The following is a 16,932-nucleotide window of genomic DNA, read 5'->3' as shown; positions in this document are numbered from 1 at the left end:
CTACCCCCGCGACAGCCGAGGCCGACCGAGGCCACGCTCTGCACGGCTCCGCACCGCAGAACCGAGCGAGGCACCCCGCCGACCGGAGGGCCTGCTCAGCGACAGCGACTGGAGCTGGGTCATCCGCAGCGAGCACAGCTGGGCCGGTGTCAACAGCAAATTCGGCACAGACGCGCTGCGCATCATGCTGGAACTCGCCGAATCCGGCTGCGTCACGATCGGCTACACCCTCAACGGCAACGCCCTGGCCCAGCCGCCACGCCGCGTGTACCCGCACCCCGACCTCACCGCAGCCGAGCAAAAGCGCCGAAGCCGCCGTCGCGACGACACCACCACCCTCCGCGCCAGGGCGGAGCAGATCGCGTCGGAAATCGCCGACGACTGGCCGGATGCCAGCCGGGCACTCCGTGATACCGATCATCCCGACCGGTTGCTGTGGGCGGTGCGCGCCGCCACCGACCTGGCCGAGGGCCGCAGCCACGATTCGCTTCGCGCCTTCGTGCAGAGTCACGCCAAGGACACGAAAGCCCGCGACGACGTGAACCATCTGCTCGCCGCGATGGGCTTCGACCACGAGACACTCATCGCACTCGGCGTGGCCCGCAACCCGTACATCGGGCTCGGCGGCCCGATCCTGCTGCACACGACCGACGGCTCCATCCTCGACCTGTCGGCGATGCCCGGGCCGCACGACATCCGGCTGAGCCCCCACATGCTGCCGCGACTGACCGTCACCGAGCCGGGCGATGTCCTGCTGGTCGTGGAGAACCGGCAGGCGGCCGAAACGGTCTGTGACACCCGGGCCGACCTGCCGGTCGTCTGGTGCCACGGGCAGCCGCCCGACGCCGTCGTGTCGATGATCGTCCAGGCGGCGCAGCAGACCTCCGGGGTTGTCATTTGCGCGGACGCCGACCTCGGCGGCGTCCGCATCACCGCCCGCATCCACGACAACCTGCCGTCGGACACCACCATCCACGTCGTAGACGTCGGCACCGTGCCGCACGACGAAGGCCGGCCCTTCAACACTCACAGCCGCAGCCGCCTCCAGCAGCTCGCACAACGCCCCGATCAGGTCGGCGCCTTCGCGCAACGCTGCCTGCACCGGGGCTACACGATCGAGCAAGAAGCCACTGCACGGGCCGCCCTTCAGGCTGTCTTGAATAGCCACCCACCTGCGTAAACTCTTCGACCAGAGATGCCTCCGCGTCGGCCGCAGAGCGGAGATGGCGAACTCCACCGGAGCAGAGCCGCGGGACGTTTCGGAGCGCCGCCCGGCGGTCGCCGCCCGCCCTGAGCCCCGGCAGCGGCAGCAAGCCACCGAGGGCCAGAAACATCATCCGCACATCGGCACGACCCGCACTGCGCCAGGCCCGAACGAAGCAGGCCCGGCACGCCGGCACGCGGCAGATCAGTGCGTTGACTCGTGCTGAGGCGCGCCAGCGGTCGTGGCGGTCGACGAATCGAACACATCGCGGACCGAGGGCGGATTGGCTGCGGGCTCCTCGTAGAGCTGTGTGAACAGTGACATCTCTATGATGCGGGGGGCAACGACCCCCGCCCGTACGGCTCAAATGGCGGTTTCGCCGGTGCTGCGGCGCCAAGGCCGGTTCTACGACACCAACGGTCACTACTAGGCACGAAACTGACGAAACCATTCTGATGGACATGCTGATCGGTTGCCGCCTGGCCGCGGTCACGCGGCTGGCCTGGCACTGGCCCGGTGACCCGGTCGATCTCACCGCCGGGCCGGTCCACCTCGTCGTGGACGACGGCCGTGGCCTGCTGTTCGACGGGCGCAGCGACTGGTCCATGACGATCGTGCCGACGGCTCCGGGTGACGAGGGCTGGCGGTCGGCCTACGACTACGACTACGACGGTGGCCGCTGGGTCGGGCGGGACGCCTCCGGCGAGGAGCCCTTCGCCTCAGTGATCGCGGGAGTGCTGAGCGGTTGGAACCCGGAGCACGACGAGGTCGGCCAGCTGGTCGGCGGCACCCTGCACGTCGGCGACCGTGCAGTGCGGCTGGGACTGTGGGAGGGCGAGGTGATCTCGTACGCTGCCGGGCGTGGGTGACTTCCTCAAGACGACGCTGGCACGGGTGCCGGACGGATTCGACCTTCCGGAGCCGCTGCGCCTGCTCTTCGCCTGGGTCGACGAGCAGGGTTTCGTGGTGAAAGGGCACGACGGGGATCTGTACGGCTCGTTGAGCGACAACGGCTGGGTGGGCACCTCGATCGAGTTGCGTGGCTACACCGCCGAGCAGACCCTGTCGTACGCACGGTCATGGTTCGACGAGTCGGTCCCGGATGCGGCCGCGCGGTTGTGGCCGTTCGCGCAGACTGGTGGCGAGGGTTCGATGGCCGCGCTGTGGCGCGACGGTCGGGGACAGGTGAGGATCGTTCATCTCGGTTCGGGCAGCGGTTCGATGATGACGTGTGTGCTCGCCGATGATGCGGTCGACTTTCTGCGGCTGCTGGCGATCGGTTACCGGGAGATCTGCTGGAACGAGGAGTTCAGCGCGCCACCCGAGCCGTGGGACGCCGACCACGAGATCGTCAATGCGCCCTACCGGGACTGGCTGCACCGCACCTTCGGGGTCACCGCCCCGGCGACCGGGCTGGAGATCGTGGCGGAGCCCGCCGAGATGGGCGACGAGGACACCACGGACCCGTTTTGTTGCTGGGTCGACAATAAGGAAGTCTGAGCCCGTCACCGGGTCAGGACGCCATGGCGATCTCCGGCTACGAAAATCTTGCCGGAGCCAACTTCGTGCAGAGGCAGATACGCCAGATGTGCAGAGGTTCCGCCGGCCAGGCGCCTGGGAACCGATCGGGCTCGACCACCGCAGCGATCTGATCCTGCTACGACGATCATGACTGCGGCAGCGGGCAGTGTTATCCACCTCACGGGGTCTGGCACGCTACTGCGTGTGTCCGCAGCTCACGGTGCCGATCTTCTTCTCCTGGACACCATCCGGCCAGGTCACGCCGGGGATCTTGTTATCCGTCCTACCTAGGTTTCCCGGTCATGCCCGCTTGCGATTTCACCCGTCGTGACCTGCTGCGTTGGTCGGCCCTGGCCGCCGCCGCAGGTCCACTCGCCCTCGCCAGCCCCGCCCGTGCCGCCGAGGCCGACCGGGGTCGGCCAGGTGACGTTCTGCCCGTCAATCTGGAACTCGTGACCCTGGCCGAGGACCACGCCGTCATCACCTGGTACACCGGCGCACCGGGCACCGATGACGGCCTCGGACGGATGCAGCCCGCTCCCGCCGACGGCGAGATCGTCTACGGCACCCACCCCTCGCGGCTGAACCGGGTCGCCCACGGAATCGGCGCCAACACCGCCTACCACTACGTCGAACTCACCGGGCTCGAACCCGGGCAGACCTACTACTACCAGGCCCGGTCCCGTGGCCGAGCAGCGTCGGCCACCCCGTTCACGCTGATCAGCGGCAACGCGGTCGGCACGTCACCGTACGGGCTGGACACGGAGGTGGGACCGTACTCGTTTACCACCCCGCAGCCGCCGCCGGGGAAGTACCTCTTCTCCATCGTGCTCTGCAACGACCTGCACATGGGTGAGACCCAGGCCGGGCTCGTCGGGGGTCAACCCCAGTACATCGGCATCACCCAGGAGCCCGGGCTTCCCCCGTACCCGGAGGTCATGCTCCAGTCCCTGGTCGAGGACGTACGGCGGCACAAGCCGTCCTACCTGCTGGCCGCCGGCGACATCTCCTCCGAGGCGGTGCCGGCCGATCTCGGCCGCGCCGGAGCGCTCCTCGACGGCTTCGGCGACTACGGCACCGACTACTTCGTGACCCGTGGCAACCACGACCGGGCGCACACCGGTGACCCGTACTCCACCTGCCGGGTCGGCCAGTGGCAGGGCAACGACTGCTTCCACGACGGGTTCTTCTCGCGGAACAAGCTGACCTACTTCTCCCGGGACCTCTCCGGTCTGCGCGTCGTCGGCCTTGACACGTACGACAAGCCCGGCAACGGCGGCGACGCGGGTGCCCTCTCGGCCGACCAACTCGCCTGGTTCCGCGCCGACCTGGCCAAGCACGCCGAGCAGCCCACGCTGGTGTTCGGCCACCACCCCCTGGTCATGCAGGACTCCGCATTCCCCATTACCGCCGGCAGTTCCCTGCAGGCAGACCAGGCGACGACCATTCTGAACGACTACGCCAAGACGCCCGGCGTCTTCCTGCACCACGCGGGGCACACCCACCGCAACAAGCGTACGGTCAGCCCGGTCGCGCCGAACGTCACCCAGATGGAGGTGGCCGCGGTCAAGGAGTACCCCGGCGGCTACTCGCTCCTGCGCCTCTACTCCGGCGGGTACGCGATGAACTTCTACAAGTCCCGCAGCGAACTCGCGCGTCGGTGGAGCGAGCGCAGCCGGCAGGAGATCATGGGCTACTGGCCACAGTTCGCGTTGGGCGCGTCCGTCGCGGACCGCAACATGATGGCCCGGCACGACCTGTCGCACCTCAAGCGCCCGAACAACCACCCCGGGCACCCGGAGCACCCCGAGCACCCGGGCCACGGGGGCAAGTGACACGACGCCCTGACCGCGAGCCGGCCGAGCCTCGGTACGGCAGCCCGCCCCGGCCTCTCACCCGGGGCGGGCGCGGTTCCGCACCATCGGGCGGTGACCATCGGGTGTCAGCCCGCGTCGACACCCGCCGCGTAGCGGATGCCACCGAGCAGCATCCGGGCGATGGCCGGGTCGGCTAAGGACTCCGGGGTGTGGCACAGACCCGTGTACCAGGATCGGCCACCGCCGTAGGGCCGGCACGGAGACTGCGATCCTGTTGCTCGAACCGGCTGGAACGATGAACACCGGTGACGCAGGAGGGCCGATGACCAAGGCGGCCGAGATCCTCAGCTGAGGAAGGGCGTCAGGCCGCGGCAGCGAGGGGCCGTCCGCCCCAGCGGATGCCCTTCTGGCTGCAGATGAGCGCGCCCGCTCGTGGCGCCATTCGGTCGGCCTGGACCGAGGCGGGGTATCCCTTGACTCTCGACCCGGTCGAGGGCTGACCCTTCCTGGGTGACGTCTGAAGAGCGCGACCAACGATCAGTCCCTCTCGTGATTGACCTGGAGATGCTGCGGCCGGTACTGCGCGGCGGCTGGGGAGCGGATACCTGCGACCCGCACGATGTGCAGGATTGGCACAGCGGCAACCCAGCCCGTGGTCAATGCGGGGTGACTGCCTTGATCATTCAGGACCTGCTCGGCGGAGAGCTGATCCTCGGCGAGGTCCTCGCGGGAGAGGCCAAGGTCGGCTACCACTACTGGAATCGATTGGCCGACGGCCGCGAGGTCGACCTGACAGCTGACCAGTTCCAGCCACCGGAAGTCGTTGTCGGTGGTCAAGTCCAGCAACGCCCGCCGGGCCCACCTCGGCGTTGCCGCCAGCAGTACGAGATCTTGCGGGACCGCGTCTTCGTAGCCCTCTACGGCGGGCGATCCAAGCAATCCACGCAACAGTGACGGCCGGCGAACAGGCCGGGCCTACGAACGGCGGCAGAGCCGGAGGCCCGCGCGTGCCCTCTGGCTGGAGCGAGCCTGTCCTATCCCTGTGCTCTAATCCCGTCATGCATGTCGTCGTCTGCGGCGCGCTCGTGGAGAACGGTGCGGTCCTGCTGGTACACCGCAGTCCGACCCGCCGGGCATACCCGGATCTCTGGGATCTGCCCGGGGGGCATGTCGATGCGGGTGAGTCGGAACTACAGGCCCTCGCGCGTGAGATGCGCGAGGAGCTAGGGGTTCACATTTTGGCGGAGTCCGCTTCACGGTTGGGCGACTGGCATGCTGGCAGTGGCGAGGACGCCGTTCACGTGGGCGTCTGGCACATCAGAGACTGGGTCGGCTCCCCCACCAACCGCGCACCTGATGAGCATGACGACATCGCATGGGTCGGGATCAGCGAGCTGGGCGGCCTTCCCCTCGTGTTTGGCGCCCTGCCGGCATTGCTTGGTTCCCTGCCTGAGCCTGACCGGCTGCCTCGTCGCGACGAAGCACGGACAACCGCATCGCCGAGCGGCCCGTAGATCCATCGCTGCTCGGCACTTCCGCCCGGTTGAATCCCTACATCCGGTCATCGGCTAGATCCGGACGCCGCCGGGTCGACCGACATGACTGGCTGTAGTTGATCGTTGCAGAGCAAGCTCGGCCGCGAGCCGGCGCTTTCCAGTACTTGTCGCAACACACCTGATCGTGTGAGGCGTGCTGATGGGACGACGGGGACGGAAGCGCCGACCCGAGTCTCGGACGTAGCGTCGGGTGGAGGTGATCGCAAGGTGAGGCTGGGCTACCCGGGCCACGTGCGACGCCGGTTTACCCATTGGCTGTGTCCGAAGACACCAGGCAGAGTTCCACCGCGAAGGCGTTGCCGCGATGCTCGGAGACTGCGCCGTACTCTCCGGGTCCGAGATCGCGGCACCGGCGTTCGTCGCCGCCACGCTCGGGGACGCCACGCCGACGTACCTGCGGCTGCCCGAGGGTGAGCTTCTGCGTACTGCGATGCGTAGTGACGTCGACCCGGCCGGGGCGGATGTGGTCTGCGGCCTGGCTCGCACGACCGGCCCTGAGCCGGTTGTCCTTCAGGCGGACCAGGGCTCGGCCGACCTGGTGCTGGTCCGCGCCTACGGGCGGCTCCGCGTGAAGCCTCCGCGACGTCGGCCGCGCCTGTTCCGGGCCCTCGGACTGGTGTTCAGCCGCAATCTGCGTCTGGCGTTGGCCGGCACGGCTGCGTTGCTCACCGCCGCCAGCGTCCTGCTGACGTACACCCGCGGGGTGAACCTCGCGGAGGCCGCCTACCTGACGCTGCTGACCACGATGGGAGCCGCCGAGGCCGACTCGGCCGCACCGCTCAGCGAAAAGGTGACCGCGGTGGTACTGATAACCACCGGGGTGGCGCTCCTTCCCACCGTCACGGCCCTGGTGGTGGACTCGCTGGTGCGCGCTCGGCTGGCGGTCGCCGCTGGCGGCATGATCGAACCGATCGACGACCACGTCGTCCTCGGGGGGCTCGGCAACATCGGCACCCGGGTGCTGGAAGAACTGCACGCCTTCGGCATCCCGGTGGTCGCCGTCGACCGGACGGAGTCTGCGCGCGGCATCGGCGTCGCCCGTGAGCTGGCCTGCCGGTGATCGTCGGCGACGCGACCCGCCTCGAGACACTGCGAGCCGCCTCCGTACACACCTGCCGGGCCCTGGTGGTGCTGACCGCCGACGACGTCGCCAACCTGGAGACCGCCCTGTCCGGGCGGTCCGCACACGAGACGGACCGGGCCCAGTCGGCAGCAACCAGAGCCCCGTTGCGGGTGGTGCTACGGCTGTTCGACGACGGCTTCGCGAAGCGCACGCAGCGCATTCTGGGCATCAACGAGTCATGAAGCGTGTCGTCCTTGGCGGCACCGGCGTTCGCGGCCGCCATGATGGGCCGACAGGTCATCGACACTATCTCGGTCGGCCGCCGGGTACTGCTGGTGGCCGACCTCCCGGTCGGCGACGCCAAACCACTGGCCGACGTCGCGCCCTTGCGGCTGCTTGCGCTGGCACCACGAGATGGCGGATGAACGGTCCGTCCTACGCTGCGTCGTCGCTGCGGACGTGAACCGTTTCGCCGTCGCTACGGAGATCCTCCGTAACCTGCTTTTCGGTCATGGCGACCAAGTGCGCGTCCACGGTCGACTCGGCCTTGAGGCGTTCGTACGCGTCATGGACGCGAGTGGAAAGCTCGGCGTGGTCCACGTCCGGAAAACGCTGTCCGAGCGTCTCGATTTGGCGTTGCAGGGCGATCTCCGGGTCGACGAGACCGCCACTGGCGGCGGGTTCGGTCATCGCTCACCTCGCATGTCGTCATGTGTCTCCGCGAGTAGTGCCCCGAGACTCGACGCGACATTCGGTCGTTCGCGCAATGTTCACCTTCCTGAACCTGCCGCCACCCGCTTCTGCTGGGACGTTGATGAGTGCCAGTTCCCCGACGTCTGGGTTGGCAATTATGATCATCTTGGTGGTCCTCATGCTGGCGCTGTTCGGCGCGACAACCTGGTCGGCGCTGCAGCAACCACTGGCCCGTAACCCCGACTCGCATCACCGCCTCACCGGAGCGCTCCTGGCGCTCAACCTGACGGCGGTCGCCGCGCTCATCACGGCCGCGCTCGTGATCTGACCGTGACCGGGTGAACATTCGCATCAGCGGATCGACCGCCCGTCGCACAGCCCTTAACCTGACGACTCGGGAAACATCAGGTGACGGAAGGTAGCGCGATGGCCGGCGCCACGGTCGACATCGACACCAGCTCAGACGGCACCCTTGTCATACGACCACGCGGATTGCTCGACGTCGATGACGCGGTCGACCTGCGCCGCACCGTCGTGTGGGCCATCCGGCATGACCGGCCGCTGCGACTGGTCGTCGACCTGAGTGACGTCCACGGACTCGACCCCATCAACATCGGCACCATCGCCGCTGCCTGCGACCTTGGCGACGACCAACGTGTCGCCGTCTTCCTGGATTACCCCTCGATCGCTATAGCGGATCAGTTGGTGACGGCGGGGGTACCCGCCCACCGCCTGCGCCACGTCGGCAGCGGCCACGACTGACCAACGTCGGCCCGATAGGCATCCAGGCTTACGCAACTGCACCCGGTGCTCACGTCGCCCGCCGGATCACCCGTGACCGTGCCCTCAAGCAGTGGATAGAGCGTGCGACCGTCTGGCGACTGGGCCATGCCCTCGAAACCCTTGCTGCTGGCGAGGTTGGCCGGGGTCGCGCTGCGGCTGGGGGGCGAACACGCTCGGCAGCGGCGCCGGTCCCTGTAGTAGGCGGCCGGTCCGGTCAAGGTGCAGCAGGTACGGACCGACATCCTTGCGCCATCCGGAGGCTCGCGGCGAAGCGCTGGGCGTGCGAACGGAATCACGGCTGCGGCGATGCGGCGATGCGGCGTACCCCTGTGCGGTCCTGGGTCTTCAGACCTCGATCTGGGAGCCGATCGTGACGGTGCGGTCCCGAGGTAGCGCGAAGTGGCCGGTCGCGTCGCTGGAGACGTGAGAGGTGGCGACGAACAGCCGCTTACGCCAGCGCGCCATCGTCGGCGCGGGTCCGGCGACCACGTCAACCGGCGAGAGGAAATAGGAGGCCACGTCCACCTGGGCGGGGCCTTCCGTCTGGCCTGTCCCCAGCAGTCGCAGGGCCTCCGGCACGTCCGGGGTCTGCAGGTAACCGAAGCGGGCGGTGACGTGAATGATGCCGTCCCCGGCGTAGCCCAGGTCGTCGACCTCGATGCGGTGCGCGGGGGAGACCTGCGGGACGGGCAGGGTCTGCACCGACATGATGACGACGTGGCGGTGCAGCACGTGGTTGTGCCGGACGTTCGCCCGCATCGCCAGCGGCGTCGTCTCCATGGCCCGGCTGAGGAAGATCGACGTGCCGGGCACGCGGGTGTGCGGGAGCCGGCCGTTGTGTAGGTCGTCGACGAAGGCACGCAGGGGTCCTTCGAGGTGCTCGCGCTTGCGAGTCACGATTTCCCGGCCCCGCTGCCAGGTGCTCATCACAGTGAAGGCCGCCACTCCGATGAGCAGCGGCAACCACGCCCCGTGCGCGAGCTTGGTGAGATTCGCCGACAGGAACAGCACGTCCACGGGCAGGAGGACGCCGGCGCCCGCCGCGATCAACCACAGCGGCGTGTGCCAGCGTGCGCGGGCGAGGTAGAAGAACAGCACGGTCGTGATTGTGATGGTGGTGATGACGGCCATCCCGAAGGCGTACGCCAGGGCGGTCGCGCTGCCGAAGGCGAGCACCAGGGTGAGGACAGCGATCATGAGCAGCCAGTTGATCGACGGCACGTAGATCTGGCCGATGGTTGACGCCGAGGTGTGCGCGATGCGCAGGCGTGGCAGGTAGCCGAGCCGGGCGGCCTGCGCGGCTACGGAGAACGCGCCGGTGATCACTGCCTGGGAGGCGATGACCGTGGCCGCGGTGGCCAACACGACCATCGGTATCCGCGCCCAGCCGGGTGTGAGCAGGAAGAAGGGACTGCTCACGTTCGCCGGTTCGGCGATGATCAGAGCGCCCTGGCCGAAGTAGCTGACCGTGCAGGCGGGGAGCACCAGGGACAGCCAGCCGCGGGTGATGACCCGTCGACCGAAGTGCCCCATGTCCGCGTACAGGGCCTCGGCGCCGGTGACCGAGAGCACGATCGCGGCAAGGGCGAAGAAGGCGATGTGGAAGTGCCCGGCAAGGAAGCCGACCGCGTACGTGGGGGACAGGGCGGCGAGGATCGCGGGCTGTCGGGCGATGCCGACCGCGCCGCAGAGACCGATGGCCACGAACCAGGCGATCATGACTGGCCCGAACAGACGCCCCACGGCGGCGGTGCCTCGGCGTTGCACCGCGAACAGCAGCACGATGATCACCACGGTGATGGGTACGACGAGACTCGCCGCCGACGGCTCAATGACCTTGAGCCCTTCCACCGCGGACAGTACGGAAATCGCGGGTGTGATCACGCTGTCGCCGAAGAACAGCGCGGCGCCGAAGACTCCGGCCGTCGCGAGTGCCGCTCCGATGCGCCCGGCGCTGCCTGTACTGCGGCGACGCAACAGGGTGATCAGCGCCATGATGCCGCCCTCGCCCTCGTTGCTCATCCGCATCGCGAGAGTGACATAGGTCAGCGTGACGATCGTCATGACCGACCAGAAGATCAGCGAGACGACACCGAACACGTTGTCCCGGCTGACCGGAACCGGGTGCGGATCGGCCGGGTTGAAGACGGTCTGCATTGTGTAGATCGGGCTGGTGCCGATGTCGCCGAACACGATGCCGAGAGCCGCGACGACGAGCGTGGCGCGGACGACCTCACGACCACCCGCGCCCGGCCCGGCCGCCGAGACGTCAGGCACCCGAGCCCCCTCCACCCGTACTGCACGTCACCTGCGGCGACCTGGTATCAGTACCGCACCCTGAACGGCGACGCGCGGGGCACCCGGAAGAACGACACCCGCCGACCTGGTGACAGGAGACAGGTCCCGACTGAATGGACCCTAACCACGCCGGGGAGGCCACCGAACCGATCCCGCAGGAATCACCCGGCAGAGCACTCCTCAGCCCCTCGCCTGGCCCTCCTCGCAGGCGGCCATCGCTGCGAGCGCACGCCCATTTCGAGTGGTCCGAGGGCAGCCCCATCGCGCACCTGATGCGGGACCTGGCCCTATCCGGGGCGACAACTCACGCTGGTACGAGAGATCCGGGAGAACGCCGAGCGGGATCTGGCCCGCAGGCCAGGCATCCACGTCGGCGGCTGACCCCCGTTGCCGGGAAGCCTTGCTCACCGCTCCTTGCGACGAACCCGGCTTCGCGGTCGCCGTTATGACCGCGTCAAAAAGCGGGCCGTGGCCGTAGCGCCTGCGTGAACTCGTCGATGGTCGGCAGCGGATCGGGGTTGGTATGGGCGTCGAGGGTTCGGGATGCGAGCCCTCGACGTTCGCCGACGAGCTCACCACCCACCGCACCGTGTTCCGCTGGGCCCACCGCTACAACACCTGCCGGCGCCACTCCGCCTGCGGCAACATCTCCCCGAACGCCTACGAAGCACACCACGCCGCTGCCCTTACGGCCGCGGCGTAATTAATCACCACCGTGTCCAAGATCCGGGGTCAAGCCCCCCGTGGCGCTCGCCCACACCGCGCTACGCGAGTTGCCACCCACGCCGGCAGCGACGCTGACGCGATGGGCCCTGACCGCTACACCGCGAACATGGCGCCTCTTTATCGGACACACCACCGGCATCATCTCCGCGGTCTGGCTGCCCGACAACCAAGGACTGCGTACCGCCGACAAGATGGGCCGCGTCTGCACCTGGGACGACACGGGCCGCCTTACCGGGGTCGCCTTCGCCACTGACTCAGAAGCGTGCGGTCACACCCTGCGCAGTGCCACCGGAACCCTTGCCCTCACCGAGCAAGATCGAGGCCTCATGCTGTGGCGAGTCAGGTCCGCGGGGGAAAGACCAGCGTCCTGAACGGGCAGGCGAACCTGGCGTTGTATCGCAGGGCGACCTGGGGTTGTGCAATCGGGGATGATGCGGCGCAGCACGGCCGGCACATCCAACGCAACGAGACGGAACACTCACGGGTGCAGGTGCCGGTTGAGTGTGGGCAGGTGAGTGATGTTCACCGCGATGCCCTTCGACTGTTGGTGGATGGGGGGCCGAGTGGATAGCTTCGAGCCCTCGGGATGGGTGACGGGCGGAGGCTAAATGACGCAGGGCAACGCTGAGTATCGCTACAGGAACACAGCGATATTGTCGGTGGTGGCCCAGGAGGCGCCGGTTGTCGTTACTTCTGATCAGTTCGACGAGCAGTTGGACGAGACGTTCCGGCGGCTGGGGCTGCGTCGGGGGATGCTTCAGCGGATCGCCGGCATCCAGGAGCGGCGTTGGTGGCCGGAGGGCTTCGGCTTCGCCGACGCGGCGGCGATTGCCGGGGCCAAGGCGCTGTCGGAGGCGGGCGTCGACGTGCGTGACGTCGGCCTGCTGCTCAACACCTCCGTGTCACGGGCGTTTCTGGAGCCCTCGACGGCGGCGGCGATCCACCACACCCTGGAGCTGCCGCCGTCGGCACTGAACTTCGACATCGCCAACGCCTGCCTGGGGTTCGTCAACGGGATGCAGGTCGCGGCCAACATGATCGACGCCGGGCAGATCCGGTACGCGCTGATCGTGGCGGGGGAGAGTTCCCGCGAGGCCCAACAAGCGACGATCGACCGGCTGCGCGGGCCCGACTCGACCCGCGACGACGTGCGCGAGCAGTTCGCGACGCTGACCCTCGGCTCGGGTGCGGCAGCGATGGTGCTGGCTGCCGCCGACACCCACAAACAGGGCCACCGGCTGGTTGGTGGAGTCGGTCGGGCGGCGACCCAGCATCACAAACTGTGCGAAGGAAACGGCACCCTGATGCGTACCGATGCGAAGGGCCTGCTCGACGCGGGGGTGGCCCTCGCGGCCGCGACCTGGGCGGACGCCGGGCCGTGGGACTGGCAGAACATGGACCTCTACGTGATGCACCAGGTCTCGGTGGCCCACACGCGTGGTGTCGTCGACCGGCTCGGCCTCGACCCTGGAAAGGTCCCGGAGACCTTTCCGTTGTGGGGAAACGTCGGCCCGGCGTCGCTGCCGATGACCCTGGCCCATCACGCCGAATCGCTCAACCCCGGTGACCGGGTGCTCTGCATGGGGGTCGGCTCCGGCCTGAACACCTGCGCCTTGGAAGTCCTCTGGTGAACGATCGACACGCTGCCCCACCACTGGGGCTGCCCGGCCTCAACCCCGCCTGGTCCCGGTTTGTCACCGCCCGGGACAGCCAGGGCATCCAGCGCACCTGGCACGTCCTGGACACCGCTGCGGCCGACTCCGACGCCTCGGTCCGACCCGTCGGAACCTTGCTCTGCGTGCACGGCAACCCCACCTGGTCGTACCTGTGGCGGCACCTGTTGGCCCGGTTCGCGCAGGCCGACGCACCGCCGTGGCGAGTGATCGCCGTCGACCACCTGGACATGGGGTTCTCGGAGCGCACCGGGACGGTACGCGGGCTGGCGCAGCGGATCGACGATCTCAGCACGGTCACCGACGCGCTGGGACTGACCGGGCCGGTGGTGACGGTCGGGCACGACTGGGGCGGCTCCATCTCGTTGGGCTGGGCACTGCGTCACCGCGATCAGCTCCGCGGTGTCGTGTTGACCAACACCGCCGTGCACCAGCCTGCCGGTTCGGCGGCGCCCGTGCTGATCCGCCTGGCCCGGCTGCCCGGTGTGCTGCCGGCGGTGACCGTCCGGACGCCGACGTTCCTCCAGGCCACCCTCGCCTTGGCCAACCCGCGGCTGCCGGAGGCTGTCCGGCAGGGATACCTCGCTGCGTACCGGACGATGGACCGGCGGACCGCGATCGGTGGCTTCGTCGCCGACATTCCGCTGCGCGCCGACCACCCGAGCTGGCCGGCGTTGCAAGGGGTCGCGCAGAACCTGCACACGTTGGCGCAGACCCCGACACTGCTGCTCTGGGGTCCGCGCGATCCCGTTTTCGGCGCCGCGCATCTGAGGGATCTGCGGGAGCGGCTGCCGCATGCGCAGCTGCACCGCTTCGAAGGCGCGGGTCACCTGGTCACCGAGGACGCCGACGTCGCCGACGCGGTCGCACAGTGGCTCGTCGATCTGGGCCGGCCTCCCGCGGGCCTGCCCGCGACGCCGAAGCCGGCAGCGCCGTGGCGTCCGTTGTGGGCCGAGCTGGCAGCGCGGGCCGAGGACCGCTCGGTCGCTCTCGTCGAGTTGGCGCAGAACGGCCGGCAGGTCAGCTGGGCGCTGCTGTGGCAACGGATCCGAGAGATCGCAGCGGGGCTCTCCGCCTGCGGGGTGCGACCCGGCGATCGGGTTGCCCTGCTCGTACCGCCCGGCGCCGACCTGACCGCCGCCGTCTACGCGTGCCTGCGCATCGGTGCGGTGATCGTGGTAGCCGACCCCGGGCTGGGGTTGGCCGGGATGAACCGGGCGATGCGCAGCGCCGACCCGGCGTACCTGGTCGCCGTCGGTCGTGGACTCGCCGCCGCCCGCGCCCTGCGCTGGCCCGGACGGCGTATCGGGGCCGGCCCCGGCGCCGCCGCGTGGGGCGCGCTGACCCTGGGCAAGCTCGCCCGCCTCGGCGCCGACGTCGACGAACTGCCGGCCCCACCCGGCCCGGACGACGACGCGGCGGTGTTGTTCACCTCCGGCTCCACCGGCCCGGCGAAGGGTGTGGTCTACACCCATCGCCAACTCGCCACGATGCGAGACGCGCTCTCCGACATCGGCGTGAATGCCGACGCCGGGATCGTGGCGGCGTTCGCGCCGTTCGCACTCTTCGGCCCTGCCCTCGGTGCCCCCTCGGCGATCCCGGACATGAGCGTGACCTCGCCACGGACGTTGACCGCCACCGCTCTCGCCGAGGCGACCGCCGCGGTTGACGCCGCGTCGGTCTTCGCCTCACCGGCCGCGCTCCGCAATGTCATCGACACCGGTGACGCCCTCGACGATCGTCAGCGCGCCGCATTGGAGGGGGTGACACTGCTGCTCAGCGCGGGTGCGCCGGTGCCCGCCGCGCTGCTCACCCAGACGCGGGCGCTGATGCCCAAGGCGCAGCCGCACACCCCGTACGGCATGACCGAGGTCCTGCCGATCACCGACATCACCCTCGACGAGATCGCCGACACCGAGCCGGGCGACGGTGTCTGCGTCGGTCGGCCATTGCCCGGTGTCCAGGTGGCGATCGCCGCTCTGGACCCGACCGGCACGCCCGCCGAACAGCCCGGATGCGTTCCCGGGCTGACCGGGGAGATCCTGGTCAAGGCCGGGCACACCAAGGACCGCTACGACGCGCTGTGGCTGACCGAGCGCAACAGCTCCCGCAATCCGGGCTGGCACCGCACCGGCGACGTCGGCTACCTCGATTCCGACGGCCGGCTCTGGGTGCAGGGCCGACTGGCCCACATCATCGTCACCTCCGACGGCGTGCTCACCCCGGTGGGGATCGAGCAGCAGGTCGAGTCGTTGCCGCAGATCGCACGGGCCGCGGTGGTCGGGGTGGGACCACCCGGTGTGACGCAGGTGGTGGTCGTCGCCGAGACCAAGCCCGGGGCCCGCCGTGCCCGACTGGCCAGCCGGGAGCTGATCGACGCGGTACGCACCGTGGCGACGCCGCCGATCGCGGCCGTGCTGGTGGTCCCCGACCTGCCCACGGACATCCGGCACAACTCGAAGATCGACCGTACCCGACTGCGTCACTGGGCGGAGCGAGTACTCGCCGGCGGAGGACTCAGCAAACCGTGAAAGTCCTGGTAACCGGTGCCAGCGGCATGCTCGGCGGCGCCGTCGCCACCGCGCTAAGGGCGCGCGGCGACGAGGTCCGCGTCCTGCAGCGTCGGCAGAGCGGCCTGGTCGGCGTCGACGAGCGGCGCGGCGACATCACCGACCCGGGATCCGTAGCTGCCGCCGCCGAGGGCGTCGACGCCGTGATCCACCTGGCCGCGAAGGTGTCGATGACCGGCCCGCGGCAGCAGTTCACGCACACCAACGTTCGCGGCACGGCCACCCTGCTCGCCGCCGCCCAAGCCGCAGGTGTGACGCGATTCGTGCACGTCTCCTCTCCGTCGGTCGCCCACCACGGCGCTGGCCTGGTCGGCGTCGACGCCGACACGGCTGACCCGGACCGGGCGCGGGGCAACTACGCCCGCAGTAAGGCCTCGGCCGAGTTGCTCGCGTTGGCCGCCGACTCGGCCGACTTCGCCGTGGTGGCCCTCCGGCCGCACCTGGTCTGGGGACCGGGTGACACCCAGTTGGTGAGCCGGATCGTCGAGCGGGCCCGGGCCGGCCGGCTGGCACTGGTCGGCCAGGGTGCCGCCCTGATCGACACGACGTACGTGAGTAACGCCGCCGACGCGCTGGTCGCCGCGCTCGACCGGGCAGCCGAGGTGGGCGTACACGGGCAGGCCTTCGTGGTGACCAACGGCGAGCCACGGACGGTGCGCGAACTCGTCGAACGGATCTGTGTCGCCGCCGCGACGACGCCGCCGAGGTTTCGGGTACCAGTGACAGTGGCGAAGACCGGCGGCGCCGCGGTGCAGCGTCTCTGGCCGGCACTTCGGCGCACCGGAGAACCGCCCATGACCCGTTTCCTGGCCGAGCAGTTGTCCACCGCGCACTGGTTTGACCAACGCCGGACCCGAGAGGCGCTGTGCTGGTCACCGAAGGTGACCCTTGACGAGGGCTTTGCCCAGCTGACCTTGGCCTACCGGCAAGAACAACGCGTTCATGGCCGCCGACAGGGACCCGGGGCGACACCGCCGTCCCGGTGAGGATGATGACGGCGGTTGACCGGTCACCGCCAGACGCGCCCG

The 16,932-nt window shown here is 69.2% G+C and carries 18 protein-coding genes; 15 read left to right on the top strand and 3 right to left on the bottom strand.

Annotation, left to right across the window (positions count from 1 at the left end; genetic code table 11):
• Window positions 1-184 precede the first annotated feature (184 nt).
• The 9 genes from ACLQ28_RS18175 to ACLQ28_RS18135 all read left to right on the top strand — a co-directional run bounded on the left by ACLQ28_RS18175 (window position 185) and on the right by ACLQ28_RS18135 (window position 7,586).
• Window positions 185-1,180, top strand: coding sequence for a DUF2399 domain-containing protein (locus tag ACLQ28_RS18175; RefSeq protein WP_425687461.1), 996 nt, complete (start codon window positions 185-187; stop codon window positions 1,178-1,180).
• A gap of 479 nt (window positions 1,181-1,659) precedes the next feature.
• Window positions 1,660-2,073 (top strand): hypothetical protein, encoded by a 414-nt coding sequence (locus ACLQ28_RS18170; protein WP_425687460.1) that lies wholly within the window; start codon window positions 1,660-1,662, stop codon window positions 2,071-2,073.
• Complete coding sequence (locus ACLQ28_RS18165) at window positions 2,066-2,704, top strand: hypothetical protein (protein WP_425687459.1); 639 nt, start codon at window positions 2,066-2,068, stop codon at window positions 2,702-2,704. The genes ACLQ28_RS18170 and ACLQ28_RS18165 overlap by 8 nt, the downstream gene beginning before the upstream one ends.
• 323 nt (window positions 2,705-3,027) lie before the next feature.
• Window positions 3,028-4,560, top strand: coding sequence for a metallophosphoesterase (locus ACLQ28_RS18160; protein WP_425687458.1), 1,533 nt, complete (start codon window positions 3,028-3,030; stop codon window positions 4,558-4,560).
• 492 nt (window positions 4,561-5,052) lie between these two features.
• On the top strand, window positions 5,053-5,496 hold the full coding sequence (locus tag ACLQ28_RS18155; protein WP_425687457.1) for a YunG family protein: 444 nt from the start codon (window positions 5,053-5,055) through the stop codon (window positions 5,494-5,496).
• 104 nt (window positions 5,497-5,600) lie between these two features.
• A complete protein-coding gene (locus ACLQ28_RS18150; protein ID WP_425687456.1) occupies window positions 5,601-6,056 on the top strand; it encodes an NUDIX domain-containing protein in 456 nt (151 codons plus the stop codon).
• 346 nt (window positions 6,057-6,402) lie between these two features.
• A complete protein-coding gene (locus ACLQ28_RS18145) occupies window positions 6,403-7,158 on the top strand; it encodes a hypothetical protein (RefSeq protein WP_425687455.1) in 756 nt (251 codons plus the stop codon).
• Window positions 7,155-7,403 (top strand): NAD-binding protein, encoded by a 249-nt coding sequence (locus tag ACLQ28_RS18140; RefSeq protein ID WP_425687454.1) that lies wholly within the window; start codon window positions 7,155-7,157, stop codon window positions 7,401-7,403. Before ACLQ28_RS18145 ends, ACLQ28_RS18140 begins: the two co-directional genes overlap by 4 nt.
• Window positions 7,404-7,406: 3 nt before the next feature.
• On the top strand, window positions 7,407-7,586 hold the full coding sequence (locus tag ACLQ28_RS18135; RefSeq protein WP_425687453.1) for a hypothetical protein: 180 nt from the start codon (window positions 7,407-7,409) through the stop codon (window positions 7,584-7,586).
• A 10-nt stretch (window positions 7,587-7,596) separates the two neighbouring features.
• Here the strand turns inward: ACLQ28_RS18135 and ACLQ28_RS18130 are convergent, their stop codons facing one another.
• Window positions 7,597-7,851: a three-helix bundle dimerization domain-containing protein gene (locus ACLQ28_RS18130; protein WP_425687452.1), complete on the bottom strand. Its 255-nt coding sequence runs from the start codon at window positions 7,849-7,851 to the stop codon at window positions 7,597-7,599.
• 76 nt (window positions 7,852-7,927) lie between these two features.
• Here ACLQ28_RS18130 and ACLQ28_RS18125 point away from each other — a divergent pair, with 76 nt between their 5' ends.
• Together ACLQ28_RS18125 and ACLQ28_RS18120 are read left to right on the top strand one after the other, a co-directional pair.
• Window positions 7,928-8,182, top strand: a complete 255-nt coding sequence (locus ACLQ28_RS18125; protein ID WP_425687451.1) for a hypothetical protein — start codon at window positions 7,928-7,930, stop codon at window positions 8,180-8,182.
• Window positions 8,183-8,262: 80 nt separating this feature from the next.
• Window positions 8,263-8,616: an STAS domain-containing protein gene (locus ACLQ28_RS18120; RefSeq protein WP_425687450.1), complete on the top strand. Its 354-nt coding sequence runs from the start codon at window positions 8,263-8,265 to the stop codon at window positions 8,614-8,616.
• Here the strand turns inward: ACLQ28_RS18120 and ACLQ28_RS18115 are convergent.
• Both ACLQ28_RS18115 and ACLQ28_RS18110 read right to left on the bottom strand, forming a co-directional pair.
• Window positions 8,553-8,744, bottom strand: a complete 192-nt coding sequence (locus ACLQ28_RS18115) for a hypothetical protein (RefSeq protein ID WP_425687449.1) — start codon at window positions 8,742-8,744, stop codon at window positions 8,553-8,555. The genes ACLQ28_RS18120 and ACLQ28_RS18115 overlap by 64 nt on opposite strands.
• A 238-nt stretch (window positions 8,745-8,982) precedes the next feature.
• Window positions 8,983-10,914 (bottom strand): potassium transporter Kup, encoded by a 1,932-nt coding sequence (locus ACLQ28_RS18110; RefSeq protein ID WP_425687448.1) that lies wholly within the window; start codon window positions 10,912-10,914, stop codon window positions 8,983-8,985.
• Window positions 10,915-11,458: 544 nt separating this feature from the next.
• Here ACLQ28_RS18110 and ACLQ28_RS18105 point away from each other — a divergent pair.
• The 4 genes from ACLQ28_RS18105 to ACLQ28_RS18090 all read left to right on the top strand — a co-directional run bounded on the left by ACLQ28_RS18105 (window position 11,459) and on the right by ACLQ28_RS18090 (window position 16,890).
• Window positions 11,459-11,638 (top strand): hypothetical protein, encoded by a 180-nt coding sequence (locus ACLQ28_RS18105; RefSeq protein ID WP_425687447.1) that lies wholly within the window; start codon window positions 11,459-11,461, stop codon window positions 11,636-11,638.
• A 685-nt stretch (window positions 11,639-12,323) separates the two neighbouring features.
• Window positions 12,324-13,292: a 3-oxoacyl-ACP synthase III gene (locus ACLQ28_RS18100; RefSeq protein WP_425687446.1), complete on the top strand. Its 969-nt coding sequence runs from the start codon at window positions 12,324-12,326 to the stop codon at window positions 13,290-13,292.
• Window positions 13,289-15,865, top strand: a complete 2,577-nt coding sequence (locus ACLQ28_RS18095) for an alpha/beta fold hydrolase (protein WP_425687445.1) — start codon at window positions 13,289-13,291, stop codon at window positions 15,863-15,865. Before ACLQ28_RS18100 ends, ACLQ28_RS18095 begins: the two co-directional genes overlap by 4 nt.
• Window positions 15,862-16,890 carry an NAD-dependent epimerase/dehydratase family protein gene (locus ACLQ28_RS18090; protein ID WP_425687444.1) on the top strand — a complete coding sequence of 343 codons (1,029 nt, stop codon included), beginning with the start codon at window positions 15,862-15,864 and terminating at the stop codon, window positions 16,888-16,890. Before ACLQ28_RS18095 ends, ACLQ28_RS18090 begins: the two co-directional genes overlap by 4 nt.
• Window positions 16,891-16,932 lie beyond the last annotated feature (42 nt).

This window comes from Micromonospora sp. DT201, from assembly GCF_049841575.1.
GTDB lineage: Bacteria > Actinomycetota > Actinomycetes > Mycobacteriales > Micromonosporaceae > Micromonospora.
Note: the sequence above shows the minus strand (reverse complement) of the source record. Positions and strands in the feature narration are given on the sequence as shown.